This window comes from Pseudomonas sp. M2, from assembly GCF_015751845.1.
In the GTDB taxonomy this organism is placed as follows: domain Bacteria; phylum Pseudomonadota; class Gammaproteobacteria; order Pseudomonadales; family Pseudomonadaceae; genus Aquipseudomonas; species Aquipseudomonas putida_E.
In genome coordinates this window covers 1,152,501-1,169,319 of sequence record NZ_JADOUD010000001.1, presented here as the reverse complement: position 1 = coordinate 1,169,319, position 16,819 = coordinate 1,152,501, and the positions used below count along the sequence as shown (strand labels likewise).

Below are 16,819 nucleotides of genomic sequence, written 5' to 3'. Positions count from 1 at the left end.
TGTTTCGCGGGTTGTCGCATGATCGACACAAAGATACAGAAAGGCGCCATTACATCGCCTGCATCTTCGGCCCTACCCCACAAGTTCTGGGCCAATCGACCAAATTACATATTTGAAACCGGGTTTTTCTGCAAAAATGCCGGCCTTTTTTATTGGCCGATATTTGCGGTAAAAACCCATGACTGATCAAACAAGCACCCTCTATGCCAAATTGCTCGGCGAGACGGCAACTATCGAGTGGAAGGCATTGGAGCGTTTTTGGGCAAAGGGTGACCTGATTTGGGTCGACCCCAGCCTGGACCTGATAGCGGTTGCCGAAGTGATGGCGCAGAATCGCAGCGAGATGTTCGCCAAGTGGCGTGATGATGGCACCGTGGGCCCTGTCACGGCCGAACAGGCGCTCGACCTGCAAACCCGCGATCCAGAGATATGGGCGGTCGTGGTTTCGCCGTTCATCGTGATTCAGGTGAAGAGCGCCAAATCCGCCGGATGATTTTGGTGCGCGAAAATGCGCAGCCGCCCCATTCTGGTGCTCGATGGCGTTCAGGTGGGGTGGAGGTAGGTAACAATTCGGCGTGGCGGTAACAGTTTACGGGATGCGTAATGGGGCCGTGGTACGGCCCGGATAACTATCGGATTTGCCAGGAGTCGTTATGAGCACTGAACTGCCTTCGCTTGGATTCGCCGGGATTGGTCTGATGGGGCTGCCGATGTGTCGGCGCCTGCTGGCCGCAGGTTACCCGCTGACCGTCTGGAACCGCAGCCCGGAAAAGTGTGCCGAGCTGGTCGCGGCTGGCGCGCAGCTGGCTGCCGACCCTGCCGGGTTGTGCCGGGGCAGCGACATGGTGCTGCTGTGCCTGGCCGATACGGAGGTGGTACGCGAGGTGGTTTTCGGCGAGCAGGGTATCGCCCAGCGTGGGCGTAGCGGGCAACTGCTGGTCGACTTGTCCAGCCTTGAGCCGACCGCTACCCGCGAGATGGCTGCCGAACTGGCCGCCCTGTGTGGCATGGCGTGGCTGGATGCGCCCGTCTCCGGTGGCACGCCGGGCGCCGAGGCCGGCAGCCTGGCGATCATGGTCGGCGGCGAGGCTGCCGACCTGGAACGAGCGCGCCCGGTATTGCTTACCCTTGGCCAGCGGGTCACGCACATGGGCGGGGTGGGGGCGGGGCAGGTGACCAAGGCCTGCAATCAGATGATCGTGGCCTGCAATGCCTTGGTGGTTGCTGAAGTCGTGGCGTTGGCCGAGCAGTCAGGTGTGGACGCAACGCTCATCGCCCAAGCCCTGGCCGGTGGTTTTGCCGACTCCAGGCCGCTGCAGATCCTGGCACCGCAGATGGCCGAAAGCCGTTTCGAACCGGTGAAATGGCATGTGCGCACGCTGCTCAAGGACCTCGACGGTGCGGTCAAGTTCTCCCGCGAACAGGGCACGGCGACCCCCCTCAGTGGCCTCGCCGCGCAATTGATGCGCCTGCACGGTAGCCAGGGTTATCTGCAAAAAGATCCGGCGACCCTGGTAGAGCTGTATCGCAACAAGCGCTGAAGGCTTCTTCCTGGCGGTCGAGCCGCTCCAGGATCGGCCGCAGGTCCGCCAGCGGTACCGGCCGGCTGAGCAGGTAGCCCTGCAGGTAGTCGCAGCCGTTGGCGGCCAGAAACTCATGCTGCTCGACAGTTTCTACACCCTCGCTGACCACCTGAAGATGCAGGGTATGGGCCATTGCGATGATCGCCTGGACGATTTCACGGTCCTTCAGGCTGGCAGGCACGTCCTGAAGAAAGCTACGGTCGATCTTGAGGACGTCCAGAGGCAGGCGCTTGAGGTAAGCCAGTGACGAGTACCCTGTGCCGAAGTCATCGATCGAAAGGCTGACACCTTGGCCACGAATTCGCTTGAGCAGGCTGAGCGTGCGCTGGATGTCACCCATCAGGGCATTCTCGGTGACCTCAAGTTCCAGGTGTCGAGGTGCCAGGCCCGCTTGGAACAGTGCCATTTCCACTTCTTTGGGCAACCCGTCATGGCCCAGCGTCACCGCTGAGCAGTTGACCGTGAGCTTGAGGTCGGCGAAGCCATGGCGATGCAACTGCGCCAGGTCATCACAGGCGTGGCGCAACACCCACAGGTCCAGGTCGACGATCAGGCCGTTGGCTTCGGCAATGCCGATGAACCGGTCCGGGCTCAGCAGCCCATGCTGCGGATGCTGCCAGCGTACCAGGGCTTCAAGCTTGGCTACCTGGCCGCTACCCAAGTCATAGATGGGCTGGTAATGCACGCGCAGCCCACGTTCTTCAAGCAAGGCGATGCGCAGCTCTTCTTCCAGTTGCAGTTCAAGGGTGGCGCGGTTTTTCAGGCTGCTGTTGAAAAAATGCAGGCTGTTGCGCCCGCTGCCCTTGGATTGATAAAGGGCAAGGTCGGCGTGCTTGAGCAGCTCTTCAGCGGTGAGGCCGTCGTCGGGGTAAATACTGACGCCGATGCTGGTGGTCATGACCATGCGCCGCCCGCCCAGGTCGATGGGGTCCTTCATGCGCTGCATGATGCGCTGCGCCAGATGGCGAGCTTCGTCAGGCCCATTGAGGCTGGTAACCACGCAGAATTCGTCGCCGCCGAAGCGTGCCACCAGGTCGTGGCTGCGTGTGGCCGCTTTGATATGGCTGGCGATCACCTTGAGCAGTTGGTCACCGGCGTCATGGCCGAGGCTGTCGTTGATCCGTTTGAAATGGTCAATGTCGAGAAACATCACCGCCAGGCGGTGCACTTCGGGGTTCTGTTCGGCCAGGCGTTCGGCGAACACCTGGTTGAAGCCCCGACGGTTGACCAGGCTGGTCAGTGCATCGTAGTGAGCGGCTTGTTGCAAAGAGGCGCGGGCCTGGTCCAGTTGGCTGAGCAGCATGTTCACCCGGCGCAGGTCGTGTTCCTTGCTCTGCAGCTTTTTGTCGGCCAGGGCAGCGCTGATGCTGCTTGCGCTGATCAGCAGGGTGATGAAGGCAACGGTCAGGCCCAGTTGCAGGCTGTTGTCGGCGGACGGCAAGCGCAGGGCGGTGTCGGCAGGAATGACCAGCGTCATCGCGGCCATTGCGGTGAAATGGGTGGCAACGATGCCGCCGGCCATGAGCAGGCTCGCGCCATATTTCAGGGCTTGATGCACAGTGCCGCTGCCGTTGCGGAAGTAGCGGGCCATCAGCAGTGCGGCCAGGCTGGTCAGCAGGGCGATGGCCGTGCTGGCCAGCAACAGCTCGGTTTGGTAGTACTGCTTGGCACCGGTCTGCAGCGCCGCCATGCCGACAAAATGCATGAGGATGATACCCAGGCCGATCAGCATGGCGCTTTGCAGGTAATGCTGCGGCCCCATGCGCTCGCGATCGAGGCTGGTCATCGCCATCCAGGCCACCCCCAGTGCAATCAGCAGCGAAAGCCCGGTCAGCGAGGCGTCGTAGTGCATTTCCAGTGGTGCCCTGAACGCCAGCATGCTGATGAAGTGCATCGCCCAGATACCGCCGGCAAGGCAGCAGGCACCCAGCATGCGCCATTGCCTCTGGGCAGCCGGTTGCTCGCTGTGGGATTGGCGCTCGGCCATGTCCAGGGTGGCAAAGCAGGCCGCGCTGGCCACGGCGAAGGCGATCAGGATCAGTAGTGGTTCATGACGGCAGTCGATGACGATGCTACCGCTAGCCGGCACATCGGAGAACAGTTGCAGTCCCAGCCATTCCATTGCTTGCCCCATGGTCGAGTTCGCACTGGTCTCCAATCAACCCCCAAGGAGACTATCCAGAAAGGAGTATAGGAACGGGTGTTTAAACCTTCCGGGGTAATGGCTCTTTGATTGCAACGATTTGGTTATTGGGGTGATAACGCGCGGGTATAAAGGAGAGGGGAGGTGCATGGGCACCTCCCCAATGGCTGCAATCCAGTCTTAGCCAGCCACCAGCACGCGGATCGCCTCCAGGCGCAGTGCGGCCTTTTCGAGCATTGCCAGGCCATCTTCGCGCTGCTTGCGCAGGGCGTCGATTTCGCTGTCGCGTACGCTTGGGTTGACGGCTTTCAGAGCGGTCAGGCGCGCCAGTTCTTCGTCGGCTTCGGCGGCCAAGCGGCGTTGCGCCTCTGCCACACGCTCGACGTGGGTCGGCATGATCTTGGCTTCACCGCCACTGATGCGCTTGGCCAGCACGTCACGCTGGGCCTGTACGAACTTGTTGGCGCTGGCCCGAGGCACGCTTTCGAGCTGCTCGTTGAGCGTTTCGAAGGCCACGCGCGAGGCCAGGTCGTTGCCGTTGGCATCGAGCAGGCAGCGCAGCGCCGCAGGCGGCAGGTAGCGGCCCAGTTGCAGGCTGCGCGGCGCCACCACCTCGCTGACGAACAGCAGTTCAAGCAGCACGGTGCCAGGCTTGAGCGCCTTGTTCTTGATCAGCGCGACGGCGGTGTTGCCCATCGAACCGGACAGTACCAGGTCCATGCCGCCCTGCACCATCGGGTGTTCCCAGGTGAGGAACTGCATGTCTTCGCGCGACAGCGCCTGGCCACGGTCGTAGGTGATGGTGACGCCTTCGTCATCGCCCAGCGGGAAGCTGGCGTCGAGCATCTTCTCGCTCGGCTTGAGGATGAGGGCGTTTTCCGAGTGGTCTTCGCTGTCGATGCCAAAGGCGTCGAACAGGGTTTCCATGTAGATCGGCAGAGCGAACTGGTCGTCCTGCTCAAGGATGTCCTCGACCAGCGCCTGGCCTTCGCCGGCACCGCCGGAGTTGAGCTCCAGCAGGCGGTCGCGGCCGCTGTGCAGTTCTGCTTCCAGGCGTTCACGCTCACCTTTGGCTTCGGCTACCAGGGCATCCCAGGCCTTGCTGTCCCCGCCTTCGAGCATCGGCAGCAGGCGCGGGCCGAACTGGTGCTGCAGGGCGTTGCCGGTCGGGCAGGTGTTGAGGAAGGCGTTGAGTGCTTCGTGGTACCACTGGAACAGGCGCTCTTGCGGGCCTTCCTGCAGGTAGGGGATGTGCAACTGAATGACGTGCTTCTGACCGATCCGGTCAAGGCGGCCGATGCGCTGCTCGAGCAGGTCCGGGTGGGCCGGCAGGTCGAACATCACCAGGTGGTGGGCGAACTGGAAGTTGCGCCCTTCGCTGCCGATCTCGGAGCAGATCAGCACCTGGGCGCCGAACTCTTCGTCGGCGAAATAGGCTGCGGCGCGGTCGCGCTCAAGGATGCTCATGCCTTCATGGAACACCGAGGCCGGAATGCCGGAGCGCACGCGCAGCGCGTCTTCCAGGTCCATGGCGGTTTCGGCGTGGGCGCAGATCACCAGAACCTTGGTGCGCTTGAGCATCTTCAGGGTGTCGATCAGCCAGTCGACGCGAGGGTCGAAACGCCACCAGCGCTCTTCGTCGCTGACTTCACCTTGTGCCTGGAACGCGACTTCCGGGTACAGCTCGGCGTGCTCGCCGGCTGGCAGGTCGCGGTACTGTTCCGGCATTGGCAGCGGGTAAGGGTGCAGTTCGCGCTCCGGGAAACCCTGGATGGCCGCACGGGTGTTGCGGAACAGGACGCGGCCAGTGCCATGGCGGTCGAGCAGCTCGCGGATCAGGCGGGCGCTGGCCTGGCTGTCGCCATCGCTGACTGCAGCCAGCAGGGCTTCGCCCTCGGCACCCAGGAAACCCTGGATGGTGGCGTGGGCCTTGGGTGACAGGCGGCCTTCGTCGAGCAGTTCCTGTACGGCTTCAGCCACCGGGCGATAGTGCTCGCTTTCGGCACGGAAGGCTGCCAGGTCATGGAAGCGATTGGGGTCGAGCAGGCGCAGGCGGGCGAAGTGACTGTCCTGACCAAGCTGCTCGGGGGTGGCGGTGAGCAACAGTACGCCCGGGATGACCTGGGCCAGTTGCTCGACCAGGCTGTATTCGGTACTGGCCTTGTCTTCGTGCCATACCAGGTGGTGGGCTTCATCGACCACCATCAGGTCCCAGCCTGCGGCGAACAGCGCGTCCTGGGCCTTTTCGTCCTCGACCAGCCACTCCAGGGCGACCAGTGCCAACTGGGCGTCCTCGAACGGGTTGCTGGCGTCGCTTTCAATGAAACGTTCGGCGTCGAACAGTGCCACCTGCAGGTTGAAGCGCCGACGCATTTCCACCAGCCATTGGTGCTGGAGGTTTTCCGGTACCAGGATCAGCACGCGGTTGGCACGCCCGGTCAGCAACTGGCGGTGGATCACCAGGCCGGCTTCGATGGTTTTGCCCAGGCCCACTTCGTCGGCCAGCAGTACGCGAGGTGCGCTGCGGTCCGCCACTTCGCGGGCGATGTGCAACTGGTGGGCGATCGGCTGCGCGCGGCAGCCTCCCAGGCCCCACAGCGACGACTGGACCTGCTTGCTGGTGTGCTGCAGCGTGTTGTAGCGCAGGCTGAACCAGGACAGCGGGTCGATCTGACCGGCGAACAGACGGTCGCTGGCCAGGCGGAACTGGATGAAATTCGACAGCTGGGTTTCCGGCAGGGTGCGCGGCTGGTTCTGGCCGTCGAGGCCGTGGTAGACCATCAGCCCGTCGATGTCCTCGACTTCGCGTACCGTCAGCTTCCAGCCTTCGAAGTGGGTGATCTGGTCACCTGGCGAGAAGCGCACGCGGGTCAGCGGCGCATTGCGCAGGGAATACTGGCGGGTGTCGCCAGTGGCCGGGTAGAGCACGGTCAGCAAGCGGCCATCCTGGGCCAGGATGGTCCCCAGGCCGAGCTCCGCTTCGCTGTCACTGATCCAGCGTTGCCCCGGTTGATACTGCTGCGCCATACTGCCTGAACTCCCGCGATGAAAAGCCGGCTATGTTAACGGATAGGCCCGGCGGACCATAGAGTTGAAGTCCAAGAGTCTAGCTGTTTCATCGCAGAACACCGTCTTGCCGATGAGGGCTACGCACGCCATGCCGCTCAAGCACCGCTGGTTGAACGCCTCTCTGGCCGTGGGCAGCCTCGCGCTGCTGGCCGCTTGCGAGCAGAAAAACTTCGAGAGCCTGCCGGCGATCCCGGTGGAGCAGCTCGAGGTGCTGGGTGTGCAGACGCCGATCAAGAGCGTGCATTTCCGTGACCGTGACGGTGAAGGCCTGCTGGTGCTCAGCCGCAGCGATGGCCAGGCGGTCGATGCCGAGTCCGAGCAGGAAGTGGACAAGGTAGAGCTCAAGGCCACGCTGTACGGGCGAGCCACCGAGGGCGACGGGTTCAAGCCGCGCTGGCAGATCGAGCAGGAAACCACCTGCCCTGGCCTGGACCTCGATGTCGACTTCTACAACGATGTCAGCGATGTGGGTGACCTGAACAAGGACGGCATCGCCGAGGTGACGGTGGCCAGCCATTCGTTCTGTGGCGGCGGCATCGACCCGCATGACATTGCCATCGAGATGCGTGAGGGCCAGGCCAGTTACACCATCACTGGGCAGTCGCTGATCACCCCGGCAGGCGAAGACCCGATCGGCGGTGAGCGCGAGGACAGTGCCTCGCTGAAGAACGCGGCGCCAGTGCTGCGCGAGCACATGAACGCCGTCTGGCAGCAGGTCTTCAAGCGCCCTTGGAGCGAGGCCAGCCCGCCAAGTGATGACGACCCTGACAACGAAGCTCCATAGCCGCTGTCTATACTGGCATGACGTGGCCGGTTTCGGCCGCATTACCCTATTCGCCGACCCTCAAGGCGGCTGACAACCGGCCGATACACTGGGCACAGGAGAATTCTCATGCTGCCGCCGATCATTCCGCTCAGTGCCGCCCCAGTGACCTCGCAACAGGACCCGGTCAAGCCGACCCCGGACATCAAGCCCGTGGTCCCCACGCAGCCTGCCTCAGGGGAGAGCGCCATTGACCTCAAGCAGCAACGCGACCCGCAGGAGCAGGTCTTGCTGCTGCGTGAGGAGCAGCGCCGGCAGCAGCGGCGTAATAAACAGGGTGGCGACGAGCGCTACAGTGCCTTGCCGGGTGAAGAAGTCAACGGCGACAACACCGTACCGGTGGCCCCGCTCATGGGCGAACAGCCGCGCCAGGGCCTGCTGGTCGATATCGAAGTCTAGGCGCCCTGTGCCGCAGGGCTGGTCATGGCCAACGCCTGGCGGCATCATGCAAGTCTCTGTTGATCCTCGAGCCCGCCCATGAGCCAAGACAACCTCATCGACTTCGATGCCGAACGTGCCAAGCGCGTGCACGACCTCAAGGAAAAGCGCCTGAACGAAGTGCGTCAGGCGTTCGAGCAAGCCATGCCGCTGGGCAAGGCGAAGAAAAAGAAGCCCAAGAACAAGCCCAAGAAGCGCTGAAACTTGACGCAGGTCAACCCTGCGCCCGCCTCGCGTGCCCGGCTCCGGGCACCATTGACCTCGATCAATTTCCCCGTCCCCCGTATTCGTTACCTTGCATCCATCGGACAACGGCAAACGAATCGGGAGGCCAACATGTTCTTCGACAATGTGGTTATCGCTGGTGTGGTAACGGTCGGGTTGATGTTCGCGTTCTTTGCCGGTCTTGGCATTTTCATCTGGAAGGACTCGAACAAGCGCAAGCCGCGCTGACCTTCCAGGTTCACGGGCACGCAAGGCATTTAGGGCGACTTCGGTCGCCCATTTTTTTTTGCCTTGATCGGTTGATATGACAGCGCCTAAAGATGATTAGCTAGCTAATTATTTGTTTCAGCATTATCCTTCCCTTCATTGTCTATCGTTTACCAGATCATCCCCCGCAAGGTCCGTTTCGTGCCCATCACCTTCCAGGCCCTGTTCGCACCCAGCAGCCTCGCCATCAAATTCGCCATCAAAACCCTGCTTGGCGGCGGCCTTGCCCTGTGGCTGGCCATGCGCTGGGGGCTGGAGCAGCCGGCCTGGGCGCTGATGACCGCGTTCATCGTGGCCCAACCCCTGTCGGGCATGGTGATACAGAAGGGCCTTGCTCGCTTGGCCGGGACCTTGGTCGGCACCTTCATGTCAGTGCTGTTCATCGGCCTGTTCGCGCAGACGCCATGGCTTTTTCTCATCACGCTGGCGTTGTGGCTGGCCCTGTGTACCGCGGCTTCGACCCAACTGCGAAGCGCCTGGGCTTATGCCTTTGTGCTGGCCGGCTACACCGCAGCGATCATTGCTTTGCCCGCGATCGACAAGCCCCTGCAAGTGTTCGATCAGGCGGTGGCGCGCTGTACCGAGATCTGCCTGGGGATCTTCTGTGCAACGGCCACCAGCGCGTTGCTCTGGCCGATGCGCGTGGAGCAGCAACTTGCCGGGCAGGCGCGCCAGGCCTGGCACAGCGGTTTCCAGACGGCCAGTGCCATGCTTGGCGGTGAAGACCAAGCGCGCGAAGGCCTGCTGGAGATCCTGGGGCGTATCGTTGCCATCGATACCCAGCGCGAACATGCCTGGTTCGAAGGCCCGCGTGGGCGCCAGCGGGCAAGGGCCATTCGTGGCCTGAGCCAGAAACTGATGGTGCTGCTGCGGATCTCACGCTCGGTGCGTCGCCAGTGGCGGCAACTGGATGAACAGCAAACCCTGCGTCTTGGCCCATGGCTGGAAGAAGTGCGCGCCCTGTTGGCCAAGCCCGATCAGCCGAGCCTGTTGTTGTTGCGTCAGCGCATCTGGGACGCCGCGCATGACGAGCAGATCAGCTCTGCCGAGCATTTTTGCCTGGCGCGCATGACCCTGCTACTGGACTACGCCATGGCTGCCACCCAGGCACTCGATGATGTCGAAGTGGGCAGGGCGCCGAAGGATGTGGCGCAGGGGCTGGCTGCCCACCGCGACTGGTCGCTGGCGTTGCTGTTCGGTTCACGCAGTGCGCTGGCATTTTTGGTGATGAGTGGTTTCTGGCTTGCCACTGCCTGGCCTTCCGCGCCCGGAGGCCTGGTGCTGACGTGTGTGGTCTGCAGCCTGTTCGCCAGCCGTGAAAATGGTGCGCAGATCGGCCTGAGCTTCTTGCGTGGCATCCTGCTGGCGATCCCGACGGCATTGCTGGTGGGGCAGATCATCCTGCCGCAGTGGAGCAGTTTTGCAATGCTTTGCCTGGGGATGGGCGTACCTCTGTTCTTTGGGGCTATGGGTATGGCTCACCCGCGCACCGGGGCCACGGCGACTTCTTATTGCCTGCACTTCATCGTACTGGTGTCGCCGCTCAATGCCATGCAGTTCGGTGTGGCGAGCATGCTCAACAGTGCGCTGGCCATGCTGGTGGGTGTAGGTGCGGCGGTCATGGCGTTTCGCCTGCTGGTGTTCCGCCACCCGGCCTGGCTTGGCCGGCGCCTGCGCGCGGCGACCCAAAGCGACCTGGTGCGCCTGGCCCGGCGCGACCTGCGAGGTGCCGACAGCTGGTTTGGCGGGCGCATGGCCGACCGTCTGATGCAATTGGCACGGCACGCCGGCGAGCTGCCCGAGGCCGAACGCAAGCATTGGGACGATGGCCTGCATGGCCTGGACATCGGCGACGAACTGCTGCATTTGCGCATGTGCCTGGCAGTCGCCCAGGCGCCGCTGGGTGATGCCGAACGTGAATATCTGCAGCAACTGGAAACAGTCCTGGCCAGCGGGCCGGCAGCCGGACGAGGGCAGCGCCTGGATGCCGCCAGCGAGCGATTTATCGCGGCGCTGCAACGCCTGCCGTCGAGTGACCCGTTACGCCTGGCCGAAGGGGCGGTATTGCAGTTGCAGAAAAGCTGGGGCAAGTGGTGCCGCTGGCAGGAGGAAGCCCATGGGGTTGCGTGAGTGGGCGTTGGGCGGCGTGCTGCTCAGCCCTTTTCTGATCTACGTGCTGTTGGCTCTGGTGCTTACCGGTTTGTTGCGCTTTGTCGTGCACGCCACGCCGTTGGGGCGCTGGATCTGGCATGAAGCGCTGTTCGACGCAGCGCTGTTCGTTTGTGTGCTGTACCTGGTAGTCCGCCTGCTGGGGCCTTTGTAAGGAGTGATTCGATGCGTGCTGTCGTCCGTACCCTGGTGACCCTCTGCGTGGTCGCCATCGCCGTTCTGGCCGGCTATAAACTCTGGCAGTACTACATGCTCACCCCATGGACACGTGATGCACGGGTGCGGGCCGACGTAGTGGTCATCGCGCCCGACGTGTCCGGCTGGGTGCGTGAGCTCAAGGTGCAGGACAACCAGCGGGTCAAGGCTGGCGACCTGTTGATGAGCATAGATCGTGAGCGCTTTCAGGCTGCATTCGATCAGGCCAGCGCGGTGGCAGAAACGCGTACCCAGCAGTTGCACCTGCGCGAGCGCGAAGCTGCGCGGCGCACGGCTCTGGGGCCCGGGGCGATCAGCGCCGAGCTGCGCGAAAACGCGCAAATCAATGCCGCCATTGCCCGTGGTGAGTTGCATGAAGCGCAAGCTCAGTTGCAGGTGGCGAAAATCAACCTTGCGCGCAGCGAGGTGCGAGCCCCCCGCAGTGGGCACATCACAAATTTGCGCCTTGCTCAGGGCAACTATGTGAATGCCGGCCAGTCGGTAATGGCCCTGGTGGATGACTCGACCTTTTTTATCCAGGCCTATTTCGAGGAAACCAAATTGCCGCGCATACGTGTGGGCGATTCGGTGAAGGTCTGGCTGATGGGGGCAGGAGAGGCCATGCAGGGGCATGTGGAAAGCATCAGCCGGGGTATCACCGACAGTAACAGTAACCCGGACAGCCAGTTGTTGCCGGAGGTTGAGCCAACCTTCAACTGGGTAAGGCTGGCCCAGCGGATACCTGTGCGCATCAGGCTGGACGACATTCCCGAAGGCATGAACCTCAGTGCGGGGATGACGGCCAGTGTGCAGGTTCACGAGGATTCGCCCGAGTGATCATGGGCAATGCATGACAGGCTGATTGTCGACGGCCCCGGCATCTGCCTCAGGCGTTGGCCGGCAAGTGAAAGCTGAATAGCGTGCCGCGTTGCTCATCGGAGATGACCTCCATGCGTCCGCCATGGGCCAGGGCAATCTGATTGGCTATATAAAGGCCAAGGCCAAGCCCCTGTCTTGGCGCCGCAGACAGAGGCCTGGTGAAGGGCTGGAACAATTGGTTCAGGGTTTGTGGGGCGATGGGGTGCCCGTTGTTGTGCACGCTAAGCACGAACTCCTCATCGGCAATCGCCGCCCTGACCGTCACCGGCCCGTCAGGCGCACCATGGGTCAGCGCGTTGGCGATAAGGTTGGAGAGTAGCTGGGTCACCCGTTCGCGGTCACAGTACAGGCCGCCGATATCACCGACCTGCAGGACGATCTGCCGCTGTGGGTGTACGTGCTGCAGTTCTGCAGCGACATGCATGAGGCCTTCGGACAGGTCGGGGCAGGGCTGCAGGTTCAATGGGATGCCGCTGCCGAGCCGGCCTCGGGCGAAATCCAGCACGTCGCGCACAAGCTGTGAAGCCCGCTGCCCGCAAGTGTGAATGTGGCGGGCGATCGCGCGGTTCTTGTCCTCGTCCAGGCGCTGAGTCAGCAGTTCGGCGCCTGCGGTGATGGCAAACAGCGGATTGCGCAGATCATGGCCTAGCACCGCGATGAACTGTTCGCGCACTTCGGCCATCGCCCGTTCCTCGCGCAGGGCGCTCTCGGTGTGCTGGGCACTCTCCTCACTCTCGATCTGGATGGCCAGCAAGCGTGCGAACGACTCCATCATGGGCTGGATTGATTGGCCTTTGAGCGAGGCCGGATTCGGGTCCAGGGCGCAAATGGTGCCGAAGAAGCGGCCATCTGTGCGGAACACCGGCACGGATATGTAGCTTTCGAAGCGATAGCGCTGCGGCGTTTGGTGCCGGCAGTAGCGTTCATCCTCGCTGGCCTTGTCGATCACGATGGTCTGGTGAGAGCTGCGAATCTCGTGGCACAACGTGGTTGCCACCTCGAGCTCGCCGCCCACCTCAAGGCCAAAGCCCAGGTTGTCGAGTACGGCGCAGGCAGTCCAGTTGCATTCGGTAACCCGTGCCACGGCGGCGAAACGCATGCCGCTGGATTCGCAGATGACCTGAAGGATGGCGGGCACGGCACTGATGCGTCCGATGGTGGCGATATCGGCGCTGATGGCGTTGGTCATGAACGGTCCCAAAATTGGCGACGGAATAGGGTAGCGCATCAGTCTAGCGGGGCGGTTGGGCCAGTGGCGAAAAACCTTGGCAAAACGGCCTGCGATTGAGCTAGGCTGGCCTGGCGCGTCGCCCTGTAGAGGCGACCGTTGCCCGCCTGGCGTGTGTCACTTCCAATCATTTGCGAGGTTTCGACATGGCCATCACATCCCAGGACATCTGCAGTGCTGCCGACCAGCTCAAAGGCTTTGTCGGCTTTCATGGCAAACGCGGCGTCCATATCGTGCGTTTCTCCGAAGACGCGTTCGGTATGGACGTGGCTGACGAGAGCATCATCCCGTGCAGTGAATTCGTCTGGCGGCCGGAACAGGACGCGCGCATGGCGCTGTGTCGGCAGCGCCTGGCGCTGCTGCTGGAGCAGCATGTGGACGATCGGCTGAATATTGGCGAACCGTTGCGCCAGTATCTGCGGCGCACTGACCTGCCGGCAATTCTGGCGCAGCGCTCGTTGCGCTGCTGACAGCGCAACGGCGGTCAGCGAGGATATTCTGCCTGGGATACCGGCTGAAGCGCCGTGGTCTCGTCATGTTCGAAATTGACCTGATCGCGACCGCGTCGCTTGGCGCAATAGAGTGCCTTGTCGGCCTTTTCCAGCCAGTGTTCGGGGGATTGGAGGTCTGCCCGGAAGGCTGACATGCCGATACTCAGGCTGATTTTCAAATGCGGCAGTTGTGGGTCACGGTAGCAAACGATGCGCTCGCGCAGACGCTCCATGGCCTGCCTGGCCTCACGCTCACTGGTATCGGGCAGAATCACGCAAAATTCGTCGCCACCATAGCGCCCCGCCAGGTCGCCCGCCCGCAGGTTGCGTCTGAGCTCGTCGCTCATCTGTCGCAGCACGCAATCGCCGATCACGTGGCCGAACGTGTCATTGATGGTCTTGAAATGGTCGATATCGATCAGGGCAATCACTGATGGCATTTGCAAGTTCTGGCAAGTCTGGAAGCGCAGCAGGAGCAGGTCCTTCCAGGCGCCGTGATTGAGCAGCCCGGTCAGGCTGTCAGTCAGGCTCAGGTCGCGAAGGCGGCGCTTGTGTTCGGCAAGCTTGATCGCCAGGCGGTAGCACACCCAGCCCAGGGCCAGTGGATAGAGTGTCAGCATTGGCAGGCAGGCAAAGATCTGCAGTGGTGTGGCGTTGAGCTGCAGCCCTGTGCCCAGCAGTGCGCTGGCCAGCAGCATGCCGACCAGTTGCGCCACTAGCCCTCGCATGACCAAGCGCTTGCCGCCAGCGGCCACATTGTTCATGGTCATCATCGAGAGCACAGTGACGCAGGGCAGGGGGTTGAAATGCATGGCTGCGGTCCAGAAACCACCCATCAGTGAATCCAGCAGCAGGTTGCGCTGTTCCGCCTGGTACGGTGCAATCGACCGCCGTGCCCACTGGTAGGCCACATGGGGCCAGAGCAAGCCGTTGAAGAGCAGCAGCAACCATGCCCAGGTGGGGGGCGAAAGTGGCGCGACCGCTGCAGCGACGCTGAACAGGCCAATGCCCAGGCCGATCATGCGCGGCAGGTAGATACGCCTGACGAAAGAAAGTCCCTTGCCGCTGCGGTTGTCCATGATGGTGGTCGTTCTTCTGCTGAGTCGCCGTTTATCGCACAACTCACGTCAATAGTGTTCAACAGTCTGCCATTGACGAAAAATGACCTTGCAAGCCATTTCACGGTTGATGCGGCCCCTATGGGGGGCTGCGTGTTTTTTTGTGCCTGGGGGCTTGCCACTCATGATGCTCATGGCGGATTCCATTGGCGGGCCTGAACCTGCTGCGGCGGTGCGCTGAAGGTCATTGCTTGTTGTCCTGCTTGCCGAATGAAGACTTTTTTTCATCCTTTAATAGCTGCGAAGGTGGCTTGCCGCTGTCGCTGCGCACCTGCGCGTGGCTGATCAGCGCGAAAATGAAGCTGCCACCAATGATGTTCCCGGCCAGGGTCGGCAGGGCAAACTCAAGCCAGAAGCTGCGCCAGGATTCGTCTCCGGCCCAGACCAGATAGGACACCTCGACCGAGCCTACGACGATGTGAGTGAAGTCGCCCAGGGCCATCAGGTAGGTGATCATCAGGATGATCCAGATCTTGGCGTGCTCCATGGACGGGATCATCCACACCATGGTCGCTATCATCCAGCCCGATACAATGCCCTTGGCGAACATCTGGCTGATATCGTTCTCCATCACCTTGCGGCCGATCTCGAGGAAGGCGACATCCGTCTTGCTGTCGAAAATGGGTAGTTCGAGCATGACCCAGGCGACCAGCAAGGTGCCTGCCAGGTTGCCGACCAGCACTACGCCCCACAGCCGCAAAAGGCGCCCGAGGTTGGCGAAGGTCGGCGTTGTCATGATCGGCAGCACCGCTGTGATGGTGTTTTCAGTAAACAGTTGCTGACGCGCCAGGATCACCGCAAGAAAGCCTGCGCTGTAGCCAATGCTGGCGACAACCTGGGCACTCTCACCCTCCGGCAGGCGAGCGTAGAACAGCCCCATGGCCATGAATGAAAGGCCCATGGTCAGGCCTGCTGCCAGGGCCGACCACCACAGCGCCGCGAGGGTGCGCTCCAGTTCCTGGTCGCCCTGGTAGCGAATGATCTCGTGCAGAACCGCCGCCCTCGGGGGTTGGTTATGGCTGACTTCCTTCTCTTCATCAGCCGACAGGCCAGGGGTCTTCTCGCTCTGCGCATCGCTCATGCCATTGCCCTCCACGGAGTGTTTATCTACAGAGCGATGGTTCATGCATTTAGTTGCCGGGCGGCTGCAAAATGCATCTTGAAGTTTTTTAGATCAAGGTGTTGACTCAAATTTCAAACCGCGTATTATTCGCCTCCTCGCAGCGTTGAACGCAACGAGGCAGGCGGTAAGTTGTTGAAGTTCAAGGCTTTTGAAAGAAAGCAGATTCAAAAAAACTTCAAAACAAACGCTTGACAGCAAATGAGGAAAGCGTAGAATGCGCGCCTCGGTTGAGACGAAAAGCTCTTAACCAAACGCTCTTTAACAAATCGAATCAAGCAATTCGTGTGGGTGCTTGTGAGTATGGACTGATAGTCAGAAAGATTATCAGCATCACAAGTGACCATGCGAGAAATCACATAGTCATTTGAGATTGCTGAGCCAAGTTTAGGGTTTCTTAAAAACCCAAGCAGTATTGAACTGAAGAGTTTGATCATGGCTCAGATTGAACGCTGGCGGCAGGCCTAACACATGCAAGTCGAGCGGATGACGGGAGCTTGCTCCTTGATTCAGCGGCGGACGGGTGAGTAATGCCTAGGAATCTGCCTGGTAGTGGGGGACAACGTTTCGAAAGGAACGCTAATACCGCATACGTCCTACGGGAGAAAGCAGGGGACCTTCGGGCCTTGCGCTATCAGATGAGCCTAGGTCGGATTAGCTAGTTGGTGGGGTAATGGCTCACCAAGGCGACGATCCGTAACTGGTCTGAGAGGATGATCAGTCACACTGGAACTGAGACACGGTCCAGACTCCTACGGGAGGCAGCAGTGGGGAATATTGGACAATGGGCGAAAGCCTGATCCAGCCATGCCGCGTGTGTGAAGAAGGTCTTCGGATTGTAAAGCACTTTAAGTTGGGAGGAAGGGCATTAACCTAATACGTTAGTGTTTTGACGTTACCGACAGAATAAGCACCGGCTAACTCTGTGCCAGCAGCCGCGGTAATACAGAGGGTGCAAGCGTTAATCGGAATTACTGGGCGTAAAGCGCGCGTAGGTGGTTTGTTAAGTTGGATGTGAAAGCCCCGGGCTCAACCTGGGAACTGCATCCAAAACTGGCAAGCTAGAGTACG

15 protein-coding genes and 1 rRNA gene (1 of these 16 running past the window's edge) are annotated in these 16,819 nt (G+C 61.4%); 11 read left to right on the top strand and 5 right to left on the bottom strand.

What is annotated here, in order from left to right:
* The first annotated feature begins 178 nt into the window (after positions 1-178).
* Positions 179-493 carry a DUF2288 domain-containing protein gene (locus tag IWW33_RS05520; RefSeq protein WP_046787726.1) on the top strand — a complete coding sequence of 105 codons (315 nt, stop codon included), beginning with the start codon at positions 179-181 and terminating at the stop codon, positions 491-493.
* A gap of 160 nt (positions 494-653) precedes the next feature.
* Entirely contained in the window at positions 654-1,541 is an 888-nt protein-coding gene (locus IWW33_RS05515; protein ID WP_174142044.1) for an NAD(P)-dependent oxidoreductase, read from the top strand.
* Here the strand turns inward: IWW33_RS05515 and IWW33_RS05510 are convergent.
* Together IWW33_RS05510 and rapA are read right to left on the bottom strand one after the other, a co-directional pair.
* Positions 1,441-3,705: an EAL domain-containing protein gene (locus IWW33_RS05510; protein ID WP_174142043.1), complete on the bottom strand. Its 2,265-nt coding sequence runs from the start codon at positions 3,703-3,705 to the stop codon at positions 1,441-1,443. The two genes, IWW33_RS05515 and IWW33_RS05510, sit on opposite strands and share 101 nt — an antisense overlap.
* 201 nt (positions 3,706-3,906) lie before the next feature.
* Positions 3,907-6,753 (bottom strand): RNA polymerase-associated protein RapA, encoded by a 2,847-nt coding sequence (gene rapA / locus IWW33_RS05505; RefSeq protein ID WP_125924208.1) that lies wholly within the window; start codon positions 6,751-6,753, stop codon positions 3,907-3,909.
* 130 nt (positions 6,754-6,883) lie between these two features.
* On the opposite strand from rapA, the gene IWW33_RS05500 reads away from it, so the two are divergent.
* The 7 genes from IWW33_RS05500 to IWW33_RS05475 all read left to right on the top strand — a co-directional run bounded on the left by IWW33_RS05500 (position 6,884) and on the right by IWW33_RS05475 (position 11,749).
* Positions 6,884-7,579, top strand: a complete 696-nt coding sequence (locus tag IWW33_RS05500) for a hypothetical protein (protein ID WP_174142079.1) — start codon at positions 6,884-6,886, stop codon at positions 7,577-7,579.
* Positions 7,580-7,687: 108 nt separating this feature from the next.
* Entirely contained in the window at positions 7,688-8,017 is a 330-nt protein-coding gene (locus IWW33_RS05495; protein ID WP_046787722.1) for a hypothetical protein, read from the top strand.
* Between the two features lie 78 nt (positions 8,018-8,095).
* A complete protein-coding gene (locus tag IWW33_RS05490) occupies positions 8,096-8,257 on the top strand; it encodes a hypothetical protein (RefSeq protein WP_174142042.1) in 162 nt (53 codons plus the stop codon).
* A gap of 135 nt (positions 8,258-8,392) precedes the next feature.
* On the top strand, positions 8,393-8,509 hold the full coding sequence (gene ccoM, locus IWW33_RS26850) for a cytochrome c oxidase subunit CcoM (RefSeq protein WP_008097462.1): 117 nt from the start codon (positions 8,393-8,395) through the stop codon (positions 8,507-8,509).
* A 180-nt stretch (positions 8,510-8,689) separates the two neighbouring features.
* Positions 8,690-10,678: an FUSC family protein gene (locus IWW33_RS05485; RefSeq protein ID WP_196914253.1), complete on the top strand. Its 1,989-nt coding sequence runs from the start codon at positions 8,690-8,692 to the stop codon at positions 10,676-10,678.
* Positions 10,665-10,871 carry a DUF1656 domain-containing protein gene (locus IWW33_RS05480; protein WP_046787720.1) on the top strand — a complete coding sequence of 69 codons (207 nt, stop codon included), beginning with the start codon at positions 10,665-10,667 and terminating at the stop codon, positions 10,869-10,871. Before IWW33_RS05485 ends, IWW33_RS05480 begins: the two co-directional genes overlap by 14 nt.
* An 11-nt stretch (positions 10,872-10,882) precedes the next feature.
* Positions 10,883-11,749 carry an HlyD family secretion protein gene (locus IWW33_RS05475; protein WP_115273742.1) on the top strand — a complete coding sequence of 289 codons (867 nt, stop codon included), beginning with the start codon at positions 10,883-10,885 and terminating at the stop codon, positions 11,747-11,749.
* Positions 11,750-11,798: 49 nt separating this feature from the next.
* On the opposite strand, the gene IWW33_RS05470 is transcribed toward IWW33_RS05475, so the two are convergent.
* The gene (locus IWW33_RS05470) at positions 11,799-12,980 is read right to left on the bottom strand and encodes a GAF domain-containing sensor histidine kinase (RefSeq protein WP_115273743.1); all 1,182 of its coding nucleotides are present in this window, start codon (positions 12,978-12,980) and stop codon (positions 11,799-11,801) included.
* A gap of 185 nt (positions 12,981-13,165) precedes the next feature.
* On the opposite strand from IWW33_RS05470, the gene IWW33_RS05465 reads away from it, so the two are divergent.
* Entirely contained in the window at positions 13,166-13,489 is a 324-nt protein-coding gene (locus tag IWW33_RS05465) for a DUF2025 family protein (RefSeq protein WP_196914252.1), read from the top strand.
* 14 nt (positions 13,490-13,503) lie between these two features.
* Here IWW33_RS05465 and IWW33_RS05460 read toward each other — a convergent pair whose 3' ends face one another.
* Together IWW33_RS05460 and IWW33_RS05455 are read right to left on the bottom strand one after the other, a co-directional pair.
* Complete coding sequence (locus IWW33_RS05460) at positions 13,504-14,589, bottom strand: diguanylate cyclase (protein ID WP_174142040.1); 1,086 nt, start codon at positions 14,587-14,589, stop codon at positions 13,504-13,506.
* Positions 14,590-14,812: 223 nt separating this feature from the next.
* Positions 14,813-15,709, bottom strand: coding sequence for a formate/nitrite transporter family protein (locus tag IWW33_RS05455; protein ID WP_174142039.1), 897 nt, complete (start codon positions 15,707-15,709; stop codon positions 14,813-14,815).
* Positions 15,710-16,165: 456 nt separating this feature from the next.
* Here IWW33_RS05455 and IWW33_RS05450 point away from each other — a divergent pair.
* Positions 16,166-16,819 (top strand): 16S ribosomal RNA (locus tag IWW33_RS05450); it runs 883 nt beyond the window's last position.